The sequence below is a fragment of the Collinsella sp. 4_8_47FAA genome (genome assembly GCF_000763055.1).
In the GTDB taxonomy this organism is placed as follows: Bacteria; Actinomycetota; Coriobacteriia; order Coriobacteriales; family Coriobacteriaceae; genus Collinsella.
Genome location: NZ_KN214135.1, coordinates 298487 through 317207 on the forward strand (window position 1 = coordinate 298487; position 18721 = coordinate 317207).

Genomic DNA, 18721 nt, shown 5'->3' on the forward strand with positions numbered 1-18721 from the left:
CTCTACTTCTCCAATGCCGCCTCGACCGTATCGGCGAACTCGCCGACCGTCTTGGGGTTCTCCTCGGTATCAAGCTGGATGCCAAACTCGTCCTCAACGGCGACGAGAATCTCGACGGTACCCAGGCTGTCGAGGCCAATCTCCTCGAGCGTGGACTCGGGCTTCATCTCGACATCGTCAAGACCGGCGGTCTCGCGGATAACGTCGCAAACGCGCTCGAAGGTCTTCTGATCTGCCATGGTAGTTCTCCTTTGGTTGTGCCCTAGGGCGTTTTTATTTCCTATGTGCGACTACTTCCAACGAAGCAGATAGCCACCTATATCCAGACTGGCGCCAAATCCAACCAAGGCGATGGTGTCGCCTGTGTGAAGTGCACCGGCGTTTGCCAGCCGGTCGAGGGCAAGCGGAATGCATGCGCTCGAGATGTTGCCGGTTTCACGCAACGTGCGAACCACGCGCTCGTCCGGCACGCCCAGGCGCTTGACCGCCTGGCTCAGGATTCGTTCGTTAGCCTGATGGAATACAAAATGATCGATGTCTTCGACCAAAATGCCCGCATCGATCGCAAGCTTATGGACCGTGTCGCAGATGGCGTTGACGCCGAACTTGAACACGCGGCGGCCATTCATGGACAGCACGCTCGCGCTATCTGCGGAACCCTTAAACGGCGAGGTACCGACCAGACCGGGAACGCGTAACGTCTCGACGTCGGGCGCCGTCAAAAGCTCAACGGCAAGGGGGTTGTCTCCCCCAGCTTCAATCACTGCGGCGCCTGCCCCATCGCCAAAAAGCACGCAGGTGGCACGGTCGGTCCAGTCGAGCGCGCGCGTCATCTGCTCGGCAGCAACAACAAGCACGCGCTCGGCACGGCTGCGAGCGATATAGCCCTCGGCGACATCGAGCGCAAATACGAAGCCGGCACAAGCCGCCGAGACATCGAAGGCAGGGCACGTCGCGCCTAGTCGCTCAGCAACGGCACACGCCTCAGCGGGAACAAGGTGGTCACCCGTCGTCGTCGAGCAGACGATCAGATCCAGCTGGCTCGCGTCGATTCCGGACACCTGGAGTGCCCGCTCGCTCGCCGCTACGGCAAGGTCGTCAAGTGACTCGGTGGTGCAGACGTGGCGGCTCTTGATACCCGTGCGGGTAAAAATCCACTCATCCGAGGTATCGAGGAACTCAGACAGCTCGTCATTGGAAACACTGCGTTCAGGAAGCGCCGAGCCTGTTCCAAGAATCGTGAAACCCATCACTAACCTCCTTTGAGTTGTTGACGTGTTTACATCGACCAAGAGAGGATAACGCATTTCAGTCTTTGTTGACGTGTTAACATTAAATTGTCCAAATGCGACAAAGGCTTCACATTGTGTCTATCTCTCGACACCATTGCGTCATTCACTTATTCAATAAGGAGGTAGCAGCCGCTATGGATGCCCAATTAACGATTGTCGACGTAACCGGATCGACCAACGATGACCTGCTCGAGGCAGGAAAACAGGGTGCGCCGCACGGCACAGGACTTGCCGCCCGCGCGCAAACGGCAGGACGCGGCCGGCGCGGCCACAAGTGGGATTCAACCGCCGGCAACCTATTGCTTTCGATTGTCCTGCGTCCATGCGTTAATCCCGCAAAGTACTCTGGTCTTGCCGCCGTCAGCGGCCTAGCGGTGCTCGAAGCACTCGAAAAGCAGGGTCTTGCAAACGAGATTGGCCTCAAATGGCCCAACGACCTGGTCGCGCGAGGACGCAAGCTCGGCGGCATTCTGGTCGAGGCCGCACGCGATAACGAAGGCAAACCTTTCGCCGTCTGCGGCATTGGTGTCAACGTAAACTACACGCCCCAAGAGGTGCCCGATGGCGGCCTGGCGGCAATTGGCCTCTCGGACCTCAACGAGAGCGTTCCCGCCGTCGACATGCTCCTCGATGAGGTCTATCACGCAGTTATAGACGCTGTAGATACCTGGGCAGAGCGCCTCAACGCCAAGGAAGAAGACGCCGGTCCGCTCGCGCCCGTCCACGACGAATATATCGCTCACCTCAATTGGATCGGGAAGCACGTTATCGCCCGCTCCCCCGCTGGAGACGAGCTGGCACGAGGCATATTTAGAACGGTCGACGATTGCGGCCGCGCATGCATTGAGACCGAGAGCGGCTTGTGCGTCTTCCACTTCGAAGAAGCATCCTTGCGCCCCCTGAGCGAATAGGGCGCCGCAGCCGCCGGCTCGGCAGACGAATTCGCTATCCCAAAATCTAAACTCAAAACAAAAGAGCCCCGCTACCGTAATGGCAGCGGGGCTCTTTAAGCTATGAGCGATATCGCTTAGAGCTTGATGTCGATGTCGACGCCAGCGGGGAGGTCGAGACGCATGAGCGAATCAACGGTGCCCGAGGTGGGGTCGAGGATGTCGATGAGGCGCTTGTGGGTGCGCATCTCGAACTGCTCACGGGAGTCCTTGTTCACGTGCGGCGAGCGGATAACCGTGTACAGGTTGCGCTCGGTGGGCAGGGGGACAGGACCGGAAACGCGAGCGCCGGTCTTCTGAGCGGTCTCGACGATGAGCTTCGCGGACTGATCGACGACCTCGTGATCATAGCCCTTGAGGCGAATGCGGATCTTCTGGGTAGCCAACTTAAACCTCCAAAGAGTGCGAGAGATGTTCTCGCGGATTACGTAACAGGGAGCTCGAACTTAGGCGTTCTTGCTCATGACCTCGTCCACGATGGACTTGGGCGCGGGCTCATAAGAGTCGAACTGCATCGTGTAGGATGCACGGCCCTGGGTCTGGGAGCGAAGGTCGGTAGCGTAACCGAACATCTCGCCCAGCGGCACCTTGGCACGGATGAGCTTGCTGTTCTTGCGATCCTCCATGCCCTCGATCTTGCCGCGGCGACCGGAGAGGTTGCCCATAACGTCGCCCATGTACTGCTCGGGGGTCTCAACCTCGACAGCCATGATCGGCTCGAGCAGCTGCGGGTCAGACTTCTTGAGAGCGTCCTTGATAGCCATGGAACCGGCGATCTTGAAGGCGGCCTCGGAGGAGTCGACCTCGTGGTAAGAACCGTCGAACAGGGTGACCTTAACGTCGAGGACCGGGAAGCCGGCGATAACACCGGTGTTCAGGGCCTCCTGGATGCCCTTGTCGATGGACGGGATGTACTCCTTGGGCACGACGCCGCCGACGATAGCGTTGACGAACTCGTAGCCGAAGCCCTCCTCCATCTTCTCGAGCTTGATGACGGCGTGGCCGTACTGACCGCGACCACCGGACTGACGGACGAACTTGCCCTCAGCCTTCTCGACGTCGTGACCAGCGGTCTCGCGGTAGGCAACCTGGGGCTTACCAACGTTAGCGTCAACCTTGAACTCGCGGAGCAGACGGTCGACGATGATCTCGAGGTGCAGCTCGCCCATGCCGGCGATGATGGTCTGGCCGGTCTCGTGGTTGGTGGACACCTGGAAGGTCGGGTCCTCCTCGGCGAGCTTGGTCAGAGCCAGGGACATCTTGTCCTGCTCGGCCTTGGTCTTGGGCTCGATGGCAACGTCGATAACGGGCTTAGCGAACTCGATCTTCTCGAGGACGATCTCCTTGCCCTCTTCGCACAGGGTGTCACCGGTGGTGGAGTTCTTGAAGCCGACGCAAGCGACGATGTCGCCGGCGGCAGCGTCGTCACGGTCGATACGCTCGGCGGCGTTCATCTCGAGGATGCGGCCGAGGCGCTCGCGCTGACCGTTGGAAGCGTTGACAACGTAGGAGCCGGACTCGGCGCGGCCGGAGTAAACGCGGACGTAGGTGAGCTTACCGACGAACGGGTCGGTCATGATCTTGAAGACCAGGCCGGAGAAGGGCTCGTCGAAGGAAGGATGACGCTGGATCTCCTCGCCGGTGTCCGGATCGGTACCGGTGACGGCCTCAACGTCAAGCGGGCTGGGCAGGTAGTCGACGACAGCGTCGAGCAGCTCCTGAACGCCCTTGTTCTTGTAGGCGGAACCCACGAAGACGAGGTTGAGCTCGTTGGCCAGAACGCCCTTGCGCAGAGCAGCCTTGAGCTCCTCGACAGTGAAGTCCTCCTCCATGAGGATCTTCTCCATGAGCTCGTCGTCAAAGCTGGCAGCAGCGTCGAGGAGCTCCTCGCGCTTGGTGGCAGCGATGTCAGCGAACTCAGCCGGGATCTCGTCCATCGGCTCGGGGTAGGTCATGCCCTTGTCGTCGGCCTTGAAGTCCCATGCGGTCATGGTGACGAGGTCGATGACGCCCCAGAAGTTGTCCTCGGCGCCCATCGGGACCTGAGCGGCCACGGCGTTGGCGTCGAGACGATCCTTCATGGTCTCGATAGCGTTGAAGAAGTCAGCGCCCACGCGGTCATACTTGTTGATGAAGGCGATGCGGGGGACGTTGAAGGTAGAAGCCTGACGCCAAACGGTCTCAGACTGGGGCTGAACGCCGGCAACGGCGTCGAAGACGGCGACAGCGCCATCGAGGACGCGCAGGCAGCGCTCGACCTCGGCGGTGAAGTCAACGTGGCCCGGGGTGTCGATGATCTGGATGCGGTAGTCCTTACCGTCCTTGTTCCAGAAGCACGTGGTAGCAGCGGAGGTAATGGTTACGCCGCGCTCCTGCTCCTGAACCATCCAGTCCATGGTGGCAGCGCCCTCATGGACCTCACCGATCTTGTGGGTCTTACCGGTGTAGTAAAGAATACGCTCGGTCGTGGTGGTCTTACCGGCATCGATGTGAGCCATGATGCCGATGTTACGGGTATCGGAAAGCTTGTACTTAGGCTTAGCCATGTTAGTTCCTTACCTTAACTTACCAACGATAGTGAGAGAACGCGCGGTTGGCCTCGGCCATCTTGAAGACGTCCTCACGCTTCTTGACGGAAGCGCCCAGGCCGTTGGAAGCGTCGAGGATCTCGTTGGCGAGACGCTCGGCCATGGTCTTCTCCTTGCGAGCGCGGGAGAAGTTGACGATCCAGCGGATACCCAGAGCGGTGGAACGACGGGAGTTGACCTCCATCGGGACCTGATAGGTAGCGCCACCGACACGCTTGGGCTTGACCTCGAGCGTGGGCTTGACGTTGTCCATAGCCTTCTTGAAGGTAGCGAGAGCGTCGCCACCCTCGGACTTCTCGGCAACGATCTCGAAAGCGGTGTAAACGATGCGCTCAGCGGTGGCCTTCTTGCCGTCAAGAAGGACCTTGTTGATGAGCTGAGTCACCAGGCGGTTGTTGTAAACGGCGTCAGGCTGAACCTCACGACGATTAGCTGCTGCACGACGCGGCATGTGAAATCTCCTTAAGTGTCTACCGTGCGGCGCTTAGGCGGCACACGGCGAAAGTATCAAAACGTTATCTGGCTTATTTGGCCTTGGGGCGCTTAGCACCGTACTTGGAACGGGCCTGCATACGGTTCTGGACCGGAGCAGCGTCGTAGGCGCCACGGATGACGTGATAACGGACACCAGGGAGGTCACGGACACGACCGCCGCGGACGAGCACGATGGAGTGCTCCTGCAGGTTGTGGCCCTCACCCGGGATGTAAGCAGTAACTTCGATGCCGTTGACGAGGCGAACACGGGCAACCTTACGAAGAGCCGAGTTCGGCTTCTTGGGGCTCGTGGTGAAGACGCGGGTGCACACGCCGCGCTTCTGGGAGTTGTGCTGCAGAGCAGCGTTCTTGGACTTCTTGGGCACGGAACGACGGCCCTGGCGAACCAGCTGGTTAATAGTAGGCAAAGCGTACTCCTTCTCGAATGATTCCAGCTTTCTGTAAAGTGCAACGGCTTGAATCGAGGGGTCAGCATCCCCCTACGAAACACGCAGTTCGATAGGATACGTGGCGTTAGCTGTGCCGTCAACAGACCACGCCGCCGGGCGTATCCTAAAATTGGCACATTTCCGCAAAGCCTACACAAAAGGAATCTCCTTCTGTGCGCGGGGGCGGATTCCCGGGCCGGGCGGCACAGGGGTTAAGTTTGCTGCTCTACAGTCCTGACTCGCACGGAGTGCACATTAAGTGGCCTCCGGCTCGTGCGGAACTCGCGACAAACTTAACCCCTGTGCCGCCCGGCCCGGGAATCCGACGTGCTCGTTGGGGCAACGTTACCTGCCAAAAAGGGACAGGTTTATTTTGGTCGGTTTTATCTGGGGAAACGTCGCGCTCCGGCGGTGATCTGCTTTCGTCTTTCGCATGGAAATCGGCGGCGTTTTCGGAAGTATGCGGCAAATTTTGGACTTGCTGAGCGCACAGGGGTTTTGCAATAACAAACCTGCAGGTAGAGCGCTTGAGCATATGCGGTGTGGTCGACCCATCAAGATTTTGCCGCATGCTTCCGAAATCGCACCTCAAAATGATCCGTTTTCCTCCGTCCCCAAGGGGTTAACGAAACGCAACAGGTTGAGCGCACATAAGCGAGCGGCCCCCAGAGCGTACAAGGTGGCATGAAAAAGGCAGGGCATTGACCTTTTGGTCATGCCCTGCCTTTTGAATGACAGATTGTAGCTCTGGGGGCCGCGCAGCGACGGAGGTCGCCGCCGTTCGTTAGAACGGCGGAACTAATTACTCCTCGTCGTTGTCCTTGGCCTCTTCGGCGTCGTCGGTGTCCACGAGCTGGTTGAGCAGCTCGTCGAGGGAAGCCATGTCCTCGTTGATGGCACCGTTTGCGGGAGCCTTCTTGTCGTCGATCGGGGCGCCCAGGAGCTCCTCGTCGGCGTCGGCGTGATGCGTCGGCGCGGCGGAGGTGCCCAGCAGGATGTCGTCCGGACCGTCGGGGCTAAAGACCATCTGCAGCAGCTGCGAGAGGTCTTCCTCGTCGGCAACATCGTCGTTGTTCTCGAGGATGTAGAGCAGGTCGTGGGCCTCAAGGCCATCACGGAGCTCCTCGATCGCCTTGGCACCGATGCCATCGATGCGCAGCAGATCCTCCTCGGACTTGCCGACCAGGTCGCCGACCGTCTCGATGCCGACCTCGCTGAACTTGTTGGTCCAGCGCTGCGACACGCCCAGGTCATCGAACAGGTACAGGCGAGCCTTCTCGGCGGAGATGGTGTGGCCGTTGCGGGTGAACGAACCGTCAGCACCACCGAACTCGTCGTAGCCGGCCCAGTCGAGCTGCTGCGGGAGCTGCTCGTCCAGGTCCTTGAGCTCCACAGGAGCCCACTCGGGCAGCGACTTGGCGTTGGGCGAAGCCGGGCCGTCGATGTCCACGTAGCCGTCGGCCGTGCGATACGTCAGCTTGGCGTTGGCGTACGGCTTGAGGCCGGTACCAGCCGGGATCTTCTTACCGACTATGACGTTGGACTTAAGGTCGAGCAGGTGGTCGACCTTGCCCTCGATGGCAGCCTCGGTAAGGACACCGGCGGTACGGATGAACGAAGCGCTCGACAGCCAGGAGTCGATGTTGGACGCGACCTTGAGCGTACCCAGGATGACGGGCTCGGCCACAGGAGCCTGACCGCCCAGACGGGCAACGCGCTCGACCTCGTCAGCGAACTCGTAGCGGTCGACGTACTGACCAAGCAGGTACTTGGAGTCGCCGGGGTTGGTGATCTGAACGCGACGCAGCATCTGACGTGCGAGCACCTCGATGTGCTTGTCGTTCAGGTCGACGCCCTGGCTGGTGTAGACGTCCTTGACGCTCTCGACGAAGGTGTGCATCGTCGACTCGATGTCGGTCAGCTTGCGCAGGTTGCGGAAGTTGACGAAGCCCTTGGTGATCTGGTCGCCGGCGCGAACCTCGCAGCCGTCCTCGATCTCGGGCATAAAGCGCACCGAAGCGGGGACGCGACGCTCGTCGAGGACACGGGTGTGATCCTCGGAGTCGGTGAGCGTCAGCACGTACTCGGACTTCTCGGGCTTAATCGAGAGGTGACCGGAGTACGGAGCCAGCTCGGCCTCGCGACCCAGGATCTTCTCGTTGACGTTGGCGACGATATCGAACATACGGCTGACCGTAGGCAGACCCTGCGTAATATCGTCGACGCCAGCGACGCCGCCGGAGTGAATGGTACGCATCGTAAGCTGCGTACCGGGCTCGCCGATGGACTGGGCGGCAATAATGCCGACCGCGGTACCGATGGCGACCGGACGACGGGTGGAAAGATCCCAGCCGTAGCACTTCTGGCACACGCCGTACTTGGAGCGGCAAGTGAGCAGCGCGCGAAGCTTGACCTTCTTAAGGCCCGCATCGACCATCTTCTGGATGTCGGCGACCTTCTCGATGTAACCGTCCTGCTCAAAGAGCACGGTGCCATCGGGAGCCACGACGTCCTCAATGAAGCAACGGCCGACGAGGTCGGTGTTGAGGTCGGTGGTGCCGGGGATGATGAGGTTGTAGGTGACGCCCTCGTGCGTACCGCAGTCCTCCTCGCGGACGATGACGTCCTGGGCCACGTCGACCAGACGACGGGTCAGGTAACCAGAGTCCGAGGTGTGGGATGCGGTATCGACCAGGCCCTTACGGGCGCCGTAGGTCGAAATGAAGTACTCGAGCGGCAGCAGGCCCTCGCGGAAGTTCGCCTTAATGGGAAGGTCGATCGTCTCGCCGGACATGTCTGCCATCAGGCCACGCATGCCGCCGAGCTGACGCAGCTGGGTCTTAGAACCACGGGCGCCGGAGTCGGCCATCATGTACAGCGGGTTCTCCTCGTCGAACATGTCGAGCATGAGCGCTGCAACCTTATCGGTACAAGCGGTCCACTCGTTAACGACTTCGATGTGGCGCTCCGTCTCGTTGATGAAGCCCTCCTCGAAGTACTCGTTGATCTGGTCGACGTTGGCCTGGGCACGGTCGAGCAGCTCCTGCTTCTCGGCAGGGATGAGAGCGTCCCACACCGAGATGGTGAGGCCAGCGCGGGTAGCGTAGTGGAAGCCGGAGTACTTGATGGCGTCGAGGATCGGGCCGACCTTGGCCTCGGGGTAACGATCGCAGCAGTCCGCAACCAGCTTGGCCACGTCGCCCTTGACCATCTTGTAGTTCATGAACTCATAGTCTTCGGGCAGGCACTGGCGGTTGAAGATGATGCGGCCGATAGAGGTCTCGAAGCGCGCGGTCTTGTTGCCGGTGACGTCGTAGTCGACGAACTCGTTCTTGCCGTTCTTGACGCGGAAGATACGGGTGCCGTCCTCGTTGATGACGTTGGCATCGGCAGCGGACACGCGGACCTGGATCTTGGCCTGCATGTCGACCTCGGAGCGGCAGTCATAGGCGTGCAGCGCGTCGTCAAAGCTCGAGAACACGTGGTTCTCGCCCGGCAGACCCTCGCGAACCTGGGTGAGGTAGTACACACCAATGATCATGTCCTGCGAAGGGATGTTGACCGGCTTGCCGGATGCCGGCGAGCGCAGGTTGTTCGCAGAGAGCATGAGCACGCGGGCCTCGGCCTGAGCCTGGCTGGACAGCGGCACGTGGACAGACATCTGGTCGCCGTCGAAGTCGGCGTTGAAGGGCGAGCAGACCAGCGGATGCAGGTGGATAGCCTTGCCCTCGACCAGCACCGGCTCAAAGGCCTGGATGGACAGACGGTGCAGGGTCGGTGCACGGTTGAGCAGCACGACGCGGCCGTCGATGACCTCTTCGAGGATGTCCCACACAAAGGTGGCACCGCGGTCGATAGCGCGCTTGGCGCCCTTGATGTTCTCGACCTTGCCGAGCTCGACCAGACGCTTCATGACGAACGGCTTGAAGAGCTCCAGCGCCATGGTCTTGGGCAGACCGCACTGGTGCAGCAGCAGCTTGGGGTCGGTAACGATAACCGAACGGCCGGAGTAGTCGACACGCTTGCCCAGCAGGTTCTGACGGAAACGACCCTGCTTGCCCTTGAGGGCCTCGGCGAGCGACTTGAGCGGGCGACCGCCACGGCCAGAGACCGGGCGACCACGACGGCCGTTGTCGAACAGGGCGTCCACGGACTCCTGGAGCATGCGCTTCTCGTTGTTCACGATGATCGCAGGGGCGTCCAGGTCGAGCAGGCGCTTGAGTCGGTTGTTACGGTTGATCACGCGACGATACAGGTCGTTGAGGTCGGACGCGGCGAAGCGGCCGCCGTCGAGCTGGACCATCGGGCGCAGATCGGGCGGAATGACCGGAATGACGTCCAGAATCATATTCGCGGGGCTGTTGCCGCCCTTCAGGAAGGCGTCAACGACCTCGAGGCGCTTAACGGCCTTCTCGCGCTTCTGCTTCTGGGAGTCCTCGTCGGCGATGATGGCCTTGAGCTTCTCGGCCTCGGAGGGAAGGTCGATGGCAGCGAGCAGGTCGCGGACGGCCTCGGCACCCATGCCACCCTTGAAGTACATGGAGTAGTAGCGAGTCATCTCGCGGAACAGCGGCTCATCGGAAATGAGGTCGCGCTCGCTGAGCTTCATGAAGGCGTTGAAGGCGTCCGTGCGGAGCTGCTTCTCGTCCTTGCACTCTTCCTCGATGTCGACGATGCCAGAGGCGATCTCCTCGGGGGTCAGCGGCTCCTCGTCGGAGAACTCGTCAAAGTTCTCGGGGTTGCCCTGCTCCTTGAGGGACTCGATCTGGCGGGCGCACTCGGCATCGATCTCTTCCAGATCGGCGGCGAGCTCCTCGCGCAGGTCGTCGGCGTCGGCCTCGCGAGCCTCGTAGTCGACCTCGGTGATGATGTAGCTGGCAAAGTACAGAACCTTCTCGAGGTCCTTGGACTTGATGTCGAGCATACGGCTCATCGGGAAGCTCGTGGGGCTCTTGAAGTACCAGATGTGGGACACGGGAGCGGCGAGCTCGATGTGGCCCATGCGGTCGCGACGCACCTTGGCCGAGGTGACCTCGACGCCGCAGCGCTCGCAGACGATGCCCTTAAAGCGGATGCCCTTGTACTTGCCGCAGGAGCACTCCCAGTCCTTGGCGGGACCGAAGATCTTCTCGCAGAACAGGCCGTCCTTCTCGGGCTTGAGGGTACGGTAATTGATGGTCTCCGGCTTCTTGACCTCACCGTGCGACCAGGAACGGATCTGGTCGGCGGAGGCAAGGGAGATCTTTACCGAGTCAAAATCAGTAGCTTCGAAATCTGCCACAGTCAACTACTCCTTATCAGTGGTCGTGGCGGCGACAGCCTCGGGTGCCTCGGCGGTCTCGGCATCCTCGGCCTCGACGTCGGCGTCAACGCCGGCGAGCGCAGCCAGGTCGTCGAGAGCAGAGGTCTCCTCGGCGGTCACAGGGGCGGAGGCGTCCTCGTCGGCATCGTGCATGGGCTCGATGTCCAGTGCGAGGGAGCGAATCTCCTTGACGAGAACCTTGAAGGACTCGGGGATACCCGGGACCGGAACGTTCTCGCCCTTGACGATGGACTCGTAGGTCTTGACGCGGCCCACGGTATCGTCGGACTTGACGGTCAGGATCTCCTGCAGGACGTTGGAAGCACCGTAAGCGTACAGTGCCCAAACTTCCATCTCGCCGAAGCGCTGGCCGCCGAACTGAGCCTTGCCGCCCAGAGGCTGCTGGGTAACCAGACTGTAAGGGCCAGTCGAACGGGCGTGGATCTTGTCGTCGACCATGTGGCCGAGCTTGAGGATATAGGACGTACCCACAGTAATGGGCTCGCGGAATTCCTCGCCGGTGCGGCCGTCGAACAGACGGGTCTTGCCGCGCTCGTCAAGCTGGGTGACGAACTCGGGGCGCATGTGATCGCCAAAGGCAGCGGTGGCCTTGTTGAGCATGTTCTTGTTGGCACGACGGATGACCTCGGCGATCTCGTCCTCCTTGGCGCCGTCGAAGACGGGCGTCGCGGTGAAGAACGGACCGGGGACGTACTTGTCGGAGTCGGCCTGCTCGGTATCCCAACCGCAGGCAGCAGCCCAGCCAAGGTGGCACTCGAGCAGCTGGCCGACGTTCATACGCGAAGGAACGCCCAGCGGGTTGAGGATAACGTCGATCGGGGTACCGTCAGCCATGTAGGGCATGTCCTCGACCGGCAGAACGTTACAAATAACACCCTTGTTGCCGTGGCGGCCGGCGATCTTATCGCCCTGCTGGATCTTACGACGCTGGGCGACGTAGACGCGCACCTGCTCGTTGACGCCGGGGGCCAGGTCGTCGCCGTTCTCGCGGCTAAAGCGGACGACGTCGATGACGCGGCCGTAAGCGCCGTGAGGCATCTTAAGGGAGGTATCGCGGACATCGTGGGCCTTGGCACCGAAGATGGCGCGCAGCAGGCGCTCCTCGGCGGTCAGAGCGCTCTCGCCCTTAGGCGTGACCTTGCCGACCAGGATGTCGCCAGGGCCGACCTCAGCGCCGATGCGGATGATGCCGTCCTCGTCGAGGTTGGCAAGCATGTCCTCGGAGAGGTTCGGGATCTCGCGGGTGATCTCCTCGGGGCCGAGCTTGGTGTCGCGGGCGTCGATCTCGTGACGGGTGATGTTGATGGTCGTCAGCAGGTCCTCGGCCACCAGGCGCTCGGACACGACGATACCGTCCTCGTAGTTAAAGCCTTCCCACGGCATATAGGCCACGGTGAGGTTCTGGCCCAGTGCGAGCTCGCCGTGATCGGTCGAAGGACCGTCAGCCAGGGGCTCGCCCTGCTCAACGGTGTCACCGACGCGAACGAGCGGACGGTGGTTGATGCAGGTGGACTGGTTGGAGCGCTGGTACTTGGCCAGGTGATACTCGTCCATGCCGCCGGCATGCTTGACGATGATCTTGGCGGCGTCGGCAAAGATGACCTCGCCGGCGTTCTTGGCCAGGGTGACCTCGCCGGAGTCCAGAGCGGCGCGACGCTCCATGCCGGTACCGACATAGGGAGCGGCGGGGTGAACCAGCGGCACGGCCTGACGCTGCATGTTAGCGCCCATCAGCGTACGCTTGGCGTCGTCGTGCTCCAGGAACGGAATCAGCGTTGCTGCGACGGAGAGCATCTGACGCGGCGAGACGTCCATGTAGTCGACGTCCTCGACAGGCACGTCGGCGGGAGCGCCGAAGGAGCCGTCGAAGTCGCGGGTACGGGCGATCACGGTGTGCGGACGGACGATCTTGCCCTCGGCATCGGTCGTGATGAACTCGTTGGTCTTGGGATCGAGCGGCGTGTTGGCCGGCGCGATGACGTGCTTCTCTTCCTCGTCGGCGGTCATCCAGTCGATCTGGTCGGTGGCAACGCCGTTCTCGACGCGGCGGAACGGAGCTTCGATGAAGCCGTACTCGTTGACGCGGGCGTAGAGGGCGAGCGAGCCGATCAGGCCGATGTTGGGGCCTTCGGGGGTCTCGATCGGGCACATGCGGCTGTAGTGCGAGTTGTGAACGTCGCGGACGGCCGTCGGCACGTTGGTGCGGCGGCTGGAGCCGGACTTGTGGCCGGCAAGACCACCAGGGCCGAGTGCGGACAGACGGCGCTTGTGGGTCAGACCGGTCAGGGGGTTCGCCTGGTCCATGAACTGCGAGAGCTGCGAGGAACCGAAGAACTCCTTGATGGAGGCCACGATCGGGCGGATGTTGATGAGCGACTGCGGGGTAATCTCGTCGATGTCCTGGGAGCTCATGCGCTCACGGACGACGCGCTCCATACGGCTCATGCCGATACGGAACTGGTTGGCGACGAGCTCGCCGACGGTGCGGATACGGCGGTTGCCAAAGTGGTCGATGTCGTCGACCTTGAAGCCCTGCTCGCCGGCGGCGAGGGACAGCAGGTAGCGCAGCGTAGCGACGATATCCTCGTCGGTGAGCACCGTGACCTCTTCCTCGGTGGTGAGGTTGAGCTTCTTGTTGACCTTGTAGCGACCGACGCGGGCCAGATCGTAGCGCTGCGGGTTGAAGAGCAGACCCTCGAGAAGGCTGCGGGAAGCGTCCACGGTGGGAGGCTCGCCCGGGCGCAGGCGACGGTAGATCTCGATAAGAGCATCCTCGCGGGTAAGGGCGGTATCGCGCTCAAGGGTGCGCTTGATTACATCGGAGTTGCCGAGCAGCTCGATGATGTCGTCGTTGGTGACGGCGATGCCAAGGGCGCGCAGGAACATCGTGGCGCTCTGCTTGCGCTTACGGTCGATGGAGACCATGAGCTGGTCGCGCTTGTCGACCTCAAACTCGAGCCAGGCACCACGGGACGGGATGATCTGGGCCTTGTAGATCTGCTTGCCCGAATCCATCTCGGAGCTGTAGTACACGCCCGGGGAGCGGACGAGCTGCGAGACGACGATACGCTCGGTACCGTTGATGATGAAGGTGCCCTGATCGGTCATCATGGGGAAGTCGCCCATGAAGACGAGCTGCTCCTTGATCTCGCCGGTCTCCTTGTTGGTGAGACGGACGTCGGTCAGAAGCGGAGCCTGATAGGTCATGTCCTTCTCGCGGCACTCCTCGACGGTGTGCGCGGGGTCGCCGAACTGATGCTCGCCGAAGGTAACCTCGAGAACATGGTTCTGGCTCTGGATGGGGCTGGATTCCTTGAACGCCTCACGAAGGCCCTCGTCCTTAAAACGCTCAAAGGATTCCCTTTGAACAGAGATAAGGTTGGGGAGCTCCATGGCCTCCGGGATTTTCCCGAAGCTGACGCGCTTGCGCTCAGTGGCAGTGTATGCGTAGGTCACCAGGTTTTTCCTCCTTCACGGAAATGCTCGGTGGATTGGCGAGGCATAGCTTCGCCAGTTATCGCAACCTAATAGTTTATCAGGTACCGACCGTTGGGCAAGAAAAGCCTTGACGTGATTGAGTTTTTGGAGTAGCAAAGTTTTTCGACAGAAAACATGCAGGTAGATGTATGTGCATCGAACATATGTTCATATATTTTCTGTGAACAGAGGGCCGGCAATCGCAGCTCTTATAAAAAACGGGCGCGAACCGAGGTCCGCGCCCGTAAATATCGTTGCCCGAAGGCCTACTTGCGCATCAAGCCGCCGCGCTCGTCGATGGCATCCCAGAAGGCGCCTGCAAAACGAGGATCGCTTGCAGCCATGAGGGCGTTGGTGGCCATCCAGCCAGACGGGGTACCGGTGTCGTAGCCCGACAGTGGGTCGATGACGACGGCATACATGGCCTCGCGATCGAGCGAACGGGCCATGGCGTCGGTCAGCTGGATCTCGCCGCCCTTACCGGCCTGCTGATCGGCCAGCAGGTCCATGACCAGCGGAGACAGGAGGTAGCGACCGACGATGTACAGGTTGGACGGAGCCGCCTCGGGGGCAGGCTTCTCCACCAGGCCGCCGATGCGCCACACGGCACCCGGCTCGCCATCGGCAACATCCTCGGCGCCCTCGAGCGAGCCCACGCGCTCACCGGCGATAACGCCGTAGCGGCTAACTTCCTCGGGAGCACACGCGGCAACGGCGATAACCGAAGCGCCACCGTGCTCCTTGGAGACGGCAAGCATCTTGTCGCAGATATCACGGTTGGGCACAACGTAGTCGCCCAGAAGAACCAGGAAGTTCTCCCCTGCCACAGCGTCGGCGGCAGAGCGAATGGCGTGACCGAGACCCTTGGGCTCGTACTGATAGCGGAAGTCGACCGGCATACCGCCCGCATGGGCGACAGCGTCGGCGTAGGCGTCCTTACCGCGCTCGCGCAGCAGGTTCTCGAGCGAACGGTCGGGCTGGAAGTAGTTCAGCAGCTCAGGCTTGCCGGGAGAGGTGACGATAATGGCATCGTCGACCTCCTCGGGGTCGAGCGCCTCCTCAACGACGTACTGGATGACCGGCTTGTCGAGCACCGGCAGCATTTCTTTGGGCGTGCACTTGGTGCCAGGCAGAAAACGCGTGCCAAGACCGGCGGCGGGGATGATTGCCTTCATAGTATTCAAGGATCCTTTCGCAGGCGCAAATAGCGCCCGTGCGTGCGGCTCACCGGCCGCAGACTAAATTGCGATACCGAGGTATCTTACCGCTGTTAATTAACGTTAACGCAGGCAAGCGCCATTCTTCAGCAGGTCAACGCAAATTATTGCGCTGATGGTGCAATTTTATCGCCCAACGGTAGCGACCCCAAAGCACCGCAAACGGCAGCAATTTGCATGCCGAGCCAGCAAAATAGAGGTGTTATAACAAAAAAGACGGGGCTCGCAATGCGAACCCCGTCTGCAAAGAAATCTGGCGAGAAAGCCTGATTACTTGAGGGTGACAGCAGCGCCAGCAGCCTCGAGCTTCTCCTTGGCGGCCTCGGCGTCCTCCTTCTTGGCACCCTCGAGAACAGCCTTGGGAGCGCCCTCGACGACCTCCTTGGCCTCCTTCAGGCCAAGGTTGGTGAGCTCACGGACGGCCTTGATGACCTGGATCTTGTTGTCGCCGAAGCCCTCGAGCACGACGTCAAACTCGGTCTTCTCCTCGGCCTCAGCAGCGCCAGCAGCGGGAGCGGCGACAACAGCGGCAGGAGCAGCGGCGGAAACGCCGAAGGTGTCCTCGATAGCCTTAACGAGCTCGGAAGCCTCGAGAAGGGTCATTTCCTTAAGAGCATCGATGATCTCATCGGTGGTAAGCTTAGCCATTTCTAAGTCCTTTCGGTTTCCGTGTCTGTGCACGGAGATCAGTTAAAACACGGCGCGAATGCGCCAGGGGTGCGGCGTTGCCGCCGCGGGTGAAAACAGCAACTAGGCTGCCTTCTGCTCGGAGACCTGCTGGATCGAACGAGCGAGACCAGAGGAAACGCCGTTGACGCAGACAGCGATGTCGCGAGCGAAACCGGAGATGAGACCGGCGATCTGACCGAGAAGCTGGTCCTTGGTGGGCAGCTCGGCGATAGCCTTAACATCATCAGCGGAAACGGCCTTGCCGTCGGAGATACCGCCCTTGATCTCAAGGACGCCCTTGGACTGAGCGGAGAAGTCCTTAAGGGCCTTAGCGGCCTCGACCGGCTCGGTCTCGTAGAACACATAAGCGACGGGGCCGGCGAGGATCTCGTCGATCTCGGGCTGCTCCTGGTTCTTGAGAGCGATCTTGACCAGGTTGTTCTTGTAGACCTTCATCTCGGCGCCGCACTCGCGAAGCTGATGACGCAGCTCCTGAGCCTGCTTAACCGTCAGACCGTTGTAGTTGACGACGAACAGACCGGCGTTCTCGGCGATGCGGGACTCGATCTCTGCAACCTTGTCGATTTTGTACTGCTGGGGCATGAATTACACCTCCTCGAATTCTTTCCGGGCACGGTCCGCCACAAGGACGTGACGGGGGCATGTCCAAAAAGAAAGCCCCCGCGCTGCATGAGCGACGGGGGCGAGAAGACATATCTACTCGACCACCTCGGCTGGCGGGAAGTCCCATTAAGCTCGCGGGTAAGACCCGTTTGCGCCGGCTGTCTCTGGCAGCGGATTCGTGCGTGAACCGAAAGTATTATGGCGGGGACCCCGGCGTCGGTCAACGGAAAACCGGGCTGCACACAATTCCACCATCCGGCCGCGCCGCCGAAGGCCGGGCGCAAGGTTTTCGCTCGGTCAGGTCCTGGGCTCGCTCGGAAAGCACATTAAGTGCTTTCCGGCTCGTGCGGAATCTACGAAAACCTTGCGCCCGGCCTTCGGCGGCGCGGCCTGCGGTGACTTTGGGGCAGCCCGGTTTTCCGTTGAGCGACGCCCCCACGCATAATCCTTATGTCGGTAGGCTGATGTGTTGCGTCCCGTTGGCTATAAGGTTGAAATGAAGGTGGACAGGCGATTTAGGCCTTCGTCCAAATCTTGGTCGGAAACGCAGTAGCTTAGGCGGATGTGGCTTTCGGTGCCGAAGCAGTTTCCGGGGACTAGGGCTACGTTGGCCTCTTTGATGGCTTTGATGCAGAAGGCTTCGCTGGTTAGGCCGAACTTTTTGATGCTCGGGAAAGTGTAGAAGGCTCCTGCGGGCTCTACTACGTCGAGGCCCATGGCGTCTAAGGCTGCGAGTACGCGTTCGCGGCGGGCCCGGTAGACTTCGAGCATGGGGGTTGGGTCGACGGTGAGGGCTCGGGCTGCGGCGTCCATCTCGAAGGAGACGGCGCTCGATACTAGGTATTGGTGGGCCTTTGCGATCTCGGCGATGACGGGGGCTGCCGCTGCGAGCCAGCCCAAGCGCCAGCCGGTCATGGCCCAGGGTTTGGAGAAGCTCTCGATGACTACTGTCTGCTCGCGTAGCTCCGGGTGGCACTGGGCAAAGCGCTCGTAGCCATCCACATAGACCAGGCGGTTGTATACGTCGTCGCAGACCACGTAGATGCCCGCCTGCTCTGCCACGTGTGCCACGGCGTCGAGAGACGCCGCGTTGAGGATGCAACCCGTGGGATTGTTGGGCGAGCAGATGACGATGGCCTTGGTCGCCGGCGTCACGCAGGCACGAAGCGCCTCCTCATCAATCTGGAATTGCGCAGGCTCCGTATCCAAAAAGACCGCTTTGGCGTGGTTGGCCACGACGATGCTCTCGTACAGGCCAAAGGCCGGCGTGGGGATGATGACCTCGTCGCCGGGGTTGAGCATAGCCATGAATGTTGCCGACAGGGCCTCGGTCGCGCCGTCGGTTAGGATGACCTCGTCAGCCGAAAACGTAAGGCCCGCGTCCCCCATGTAGGCAGATAACGCCTCACGCAGGGCGGGGCGACCGTTGTTGGGCGGATAGTGCGTGTCACCGCGGTCCAGTGCGGCGGTCACCTCGGCACTAATCACATCGGGCGTGGGAAAATCGGGCTCGCCAAGCGCAAGCGCGATGCACCCCGGGTGCTGGGCGGCGAGCGCGTTGATCCGGCGGATACCGGAGGGCTTGAGTGTGGCAAGCGAGGTATTCATGGACAGTCGCATGGCTTTCCTTTCGTAAGGGTTGCACTAGGATAGCGCGG

Annotated in this window: 13 protein-coding genes; 1 reads left to right on the top strand and 12 read right to left on the bottom strand. The window is 61.1% G+C overall.

What is annotated here, in order from left to right:
- Nucleotides 1-2: 2 nt before the first annotated feature.
- Together HMPREF9463_RS04685 and HMPREF9463_RS04690 are read right to left on the bottom strand one after the other, a co-directional pair.
- A complete protein-coding gene (locus HMPREF9463_RS04685; protein ID WP_006235019.1) occupies nt 3-239 on the bottom strand; it encodes an acyl carrier protein in 237 nt (78 codons plus the stop codon).
- A gap of 51 nt (nt 240-290) precedes the next feature.
- On the bottom strand, nt 291-1250 hold the full coding sequence (locus HMPREF9463_RS04690; RefSeq protein ID WP_035137501.1) for a 3-oxoacyl-ACP synthase III family protein: 960 nt from the start codon (nt 1248-1250) through the stop codon (nt 291-293).
- Between the two features lie 176 nt (nt 1251-1426).
- Between HMPREF9463_RS04690 and HMPREF9463_RS10425 the strand changes: the two genes are divergently transcribed.
- A complete protein-coding gene (locus HMPREF9463_RS10425; RefSeq protein ID WP_052044081.1) occupies nt 1427-2203 on the top strand; it encodes a biotin--[acetyl-CoA-carboxylase] ligase in 777 nt (258 codons plus the stop codon).
- 116 nt (nt 2204-2319) lie between these two features.
- Here the strand turns inward: HMPREF9463_RS10425 and rpsJ are convergent, their stop codons facing one another.
- The 10 genes from rpsJ to HMPREF9463_RS04745 form a co-directional block, all read right to left on the bottom strand.
- Nucleotides 2320-2628, bottom strand: a complete 309-nt coding sequence (gene rpsJ, locus HMPREF9463_RS04700) for a 30S ribosomal protein S10 (RefSeq protein ID WP_022094184.1) — start codon at nt 2626-2628, stop codon at nt 2320-2322.
- Between the two features lie 60 nt (nt 2629-2688).
- A complete protein-coding gene (fusA, locus tag HMPREF9463_RS04705; RefSeq protein WP_035137504.1) occupies nt 2689-4788 on the bottom strand; it encodes an elongation factor G in 2100 nt (699 codons plus the stop codon).
- A 19-nt stretch (nt 4789-4807) separates the two neighbouring features.
- Nucleotides 4808-5281, bottom strand: coding sequence for a 30S ribosomal protein S7 (rpsG, locus tag HMPREF9463_RS04710; RefSeq protein ID WP_006235013.1), 474 nt, complete (start codon nt 5279-5281; stop codon nt 4808-4810).
- 73 nt (nt 5282-5354) lie between these two features.
- Nucleotides 5355-5732: a 30S ribosomal protein S12 gene (gene rpsL / locus HMPREF9463_RS04715; protein ID WP_006235012.1), complete on the bottom strand. Its 378-nt coding sequence runs from the start codon at nt 5730-5732 to the stop codon at nt 5355-5357.
- 823 nt (nt 5733-6555) lie between these two features.
- On the bottom strand, nt 6556-11034 hold the full coding sequence (locus HMPREF9463_RS04720) for a DNA-directed RNA polymerase subunit beta' (protein WP_198019924.1): 4479 nt from the start codon (nt 11032-11034) through the stop codon (nt 6556-6558).
- A 6-nt stretch (nt 11035-11040) separates the two neighbouring features.
- The gene (locus HMPREF9463_RS04725; protein WP_006235007.1) at nt 11041-14469 is read right to left on the bottom strand and encodes a DNA-directed RNA polymerase subunit beta; all 3429 of its coding nucleotides are present in this window, start codon (nt 14467-14469) and stop codon (nt 11041-11043) included.
- Between the two features lie 350 nt (nt 14470-14819).
- Nucleotides 14820-15728, bottom strand: a complete 909-nt coding sequence (locus HMPREF9463_RS04730) for a UTP--glucose-1-phosphate uridylyltransferase (RefSeq protein ID WP_035137509.1) — start codon at nt 15726-15728, stop codon at nt 14820-14822.
- A gap of 312 nt (nt 15729-16040) precedes the next feature.
- The gene (gene rplL / locus HMPREF9463_RS04735) at nt 16041-16418 is read right to left on the bottom strand and encodes a 50S ribosomal protein L7/L12 (protein ID WP_006235005.1); all 378 of its coding nucleotides are present in this window, start codon (nt 16416-16418) and stop codon (nt 16041-16043) included.
- 102 nt (nt 16419-16520) lie between these two features.
- Nucleotides 16521-17042: a 50S ribosomal protein L10 gene (gene rplJ / locus HMPREF9463_RS04740; RefSeq protein WP_035137512.1), complete on the bottom strand. Its 522-nt coding sequence runs from the start codon at nt 17040-17042 to the stop codon at nt 16521-16523.
- A 504-nt stretch (nt 17043-17546) separates the two neighbouring features.
- Complete coding sequence (locus tag HMPREF9463_RS04745; RefSeq protein WP_035137513.1) at nt 17547-18683, bottom strand: pyridoxal phosphate-dependent aminotransferase; 1137 nt, start codon at nt 18681-18683, stop codon at nt 17547-17549.
- Nucleotides 18684-18721 lie beyond the last annotated feature (38 nt).

Excerpts from the sequence above, each read along its gene's own strand:
- HMPREF9463_RS10425 (WP_052044081.1), top strand. The coding sequence starts at position 1,427 with ATGGATGCCCAATTAACGATTGTCGACGTAACCGGATCGACCAACGAT.
- rpsG (WP_006235013.1), bottom strand. The coding sequence starts at position 5,281 with ATGCCGCGTCGTGCAGCAGCTAATCGTCGTGAGGTTCAGCCTGACGCC.
- HMPREF9463_RS04730 (WP_035137509.1), bottom strand. The coding sequence starts at position 15,728 with ATGAAGGCAATCATCCCCGCCGCCGGTCTTGGCACGCGTTTTCTGCCT.
- rplJ (WP_035137512.1), bottom strand. The coding sequence starts at position 17,042 with ATGCCCCAGCAGTACAAAATCGACAAGGTTGCAGAGATCGAGTCCCGC.
- HMPREF9463_RS04690 (WP_035137501.1), bottom strand. The coding sequence starts at position 1,250 with ATGGGTTTCACGATTCTTGGAACAGGCTCGGCGCTTCCTGAACGCAGT.
- HMPREF9463_RS04745 (WP_035137513.1), bottom strand. The coding sequence starts at position 18,683 with ATGCGACTGTCCATGAATACCTCGCTTGCCACACTCAAGCCCTCCGGT.
- fusA (WP_035137504.1), bottom strand. The coding sequence starts at position 4,788 with ATGGCTAAGCCTAAGTACAAGCTTTCCGATACCCGTAACATCGGCATC.
- HMPREF9463_RS04725 (WP_006235007.1), bottom strand. The coding sequence starts at position 14,469 with ATGGAGCTCCCCAACCTTATCTCTGTTCAAAGGGAATCCTTTGAGCGT.
- rplL (WP_006235005.1), bottom strand. The coding sequence starts at position 16,418 with ATGGCTAAGCTTACCACCGATGAGATCATCGATGCTCTTAAGGAAATG.
- HMPREF9463_RS04685 (WP_006235019.1), bottom strand. The coding sequence starts at position 239 with ATGGCAGATCAGAAGACCTTCGAGCGCGTTTGCGACGTTATCCGCGAG.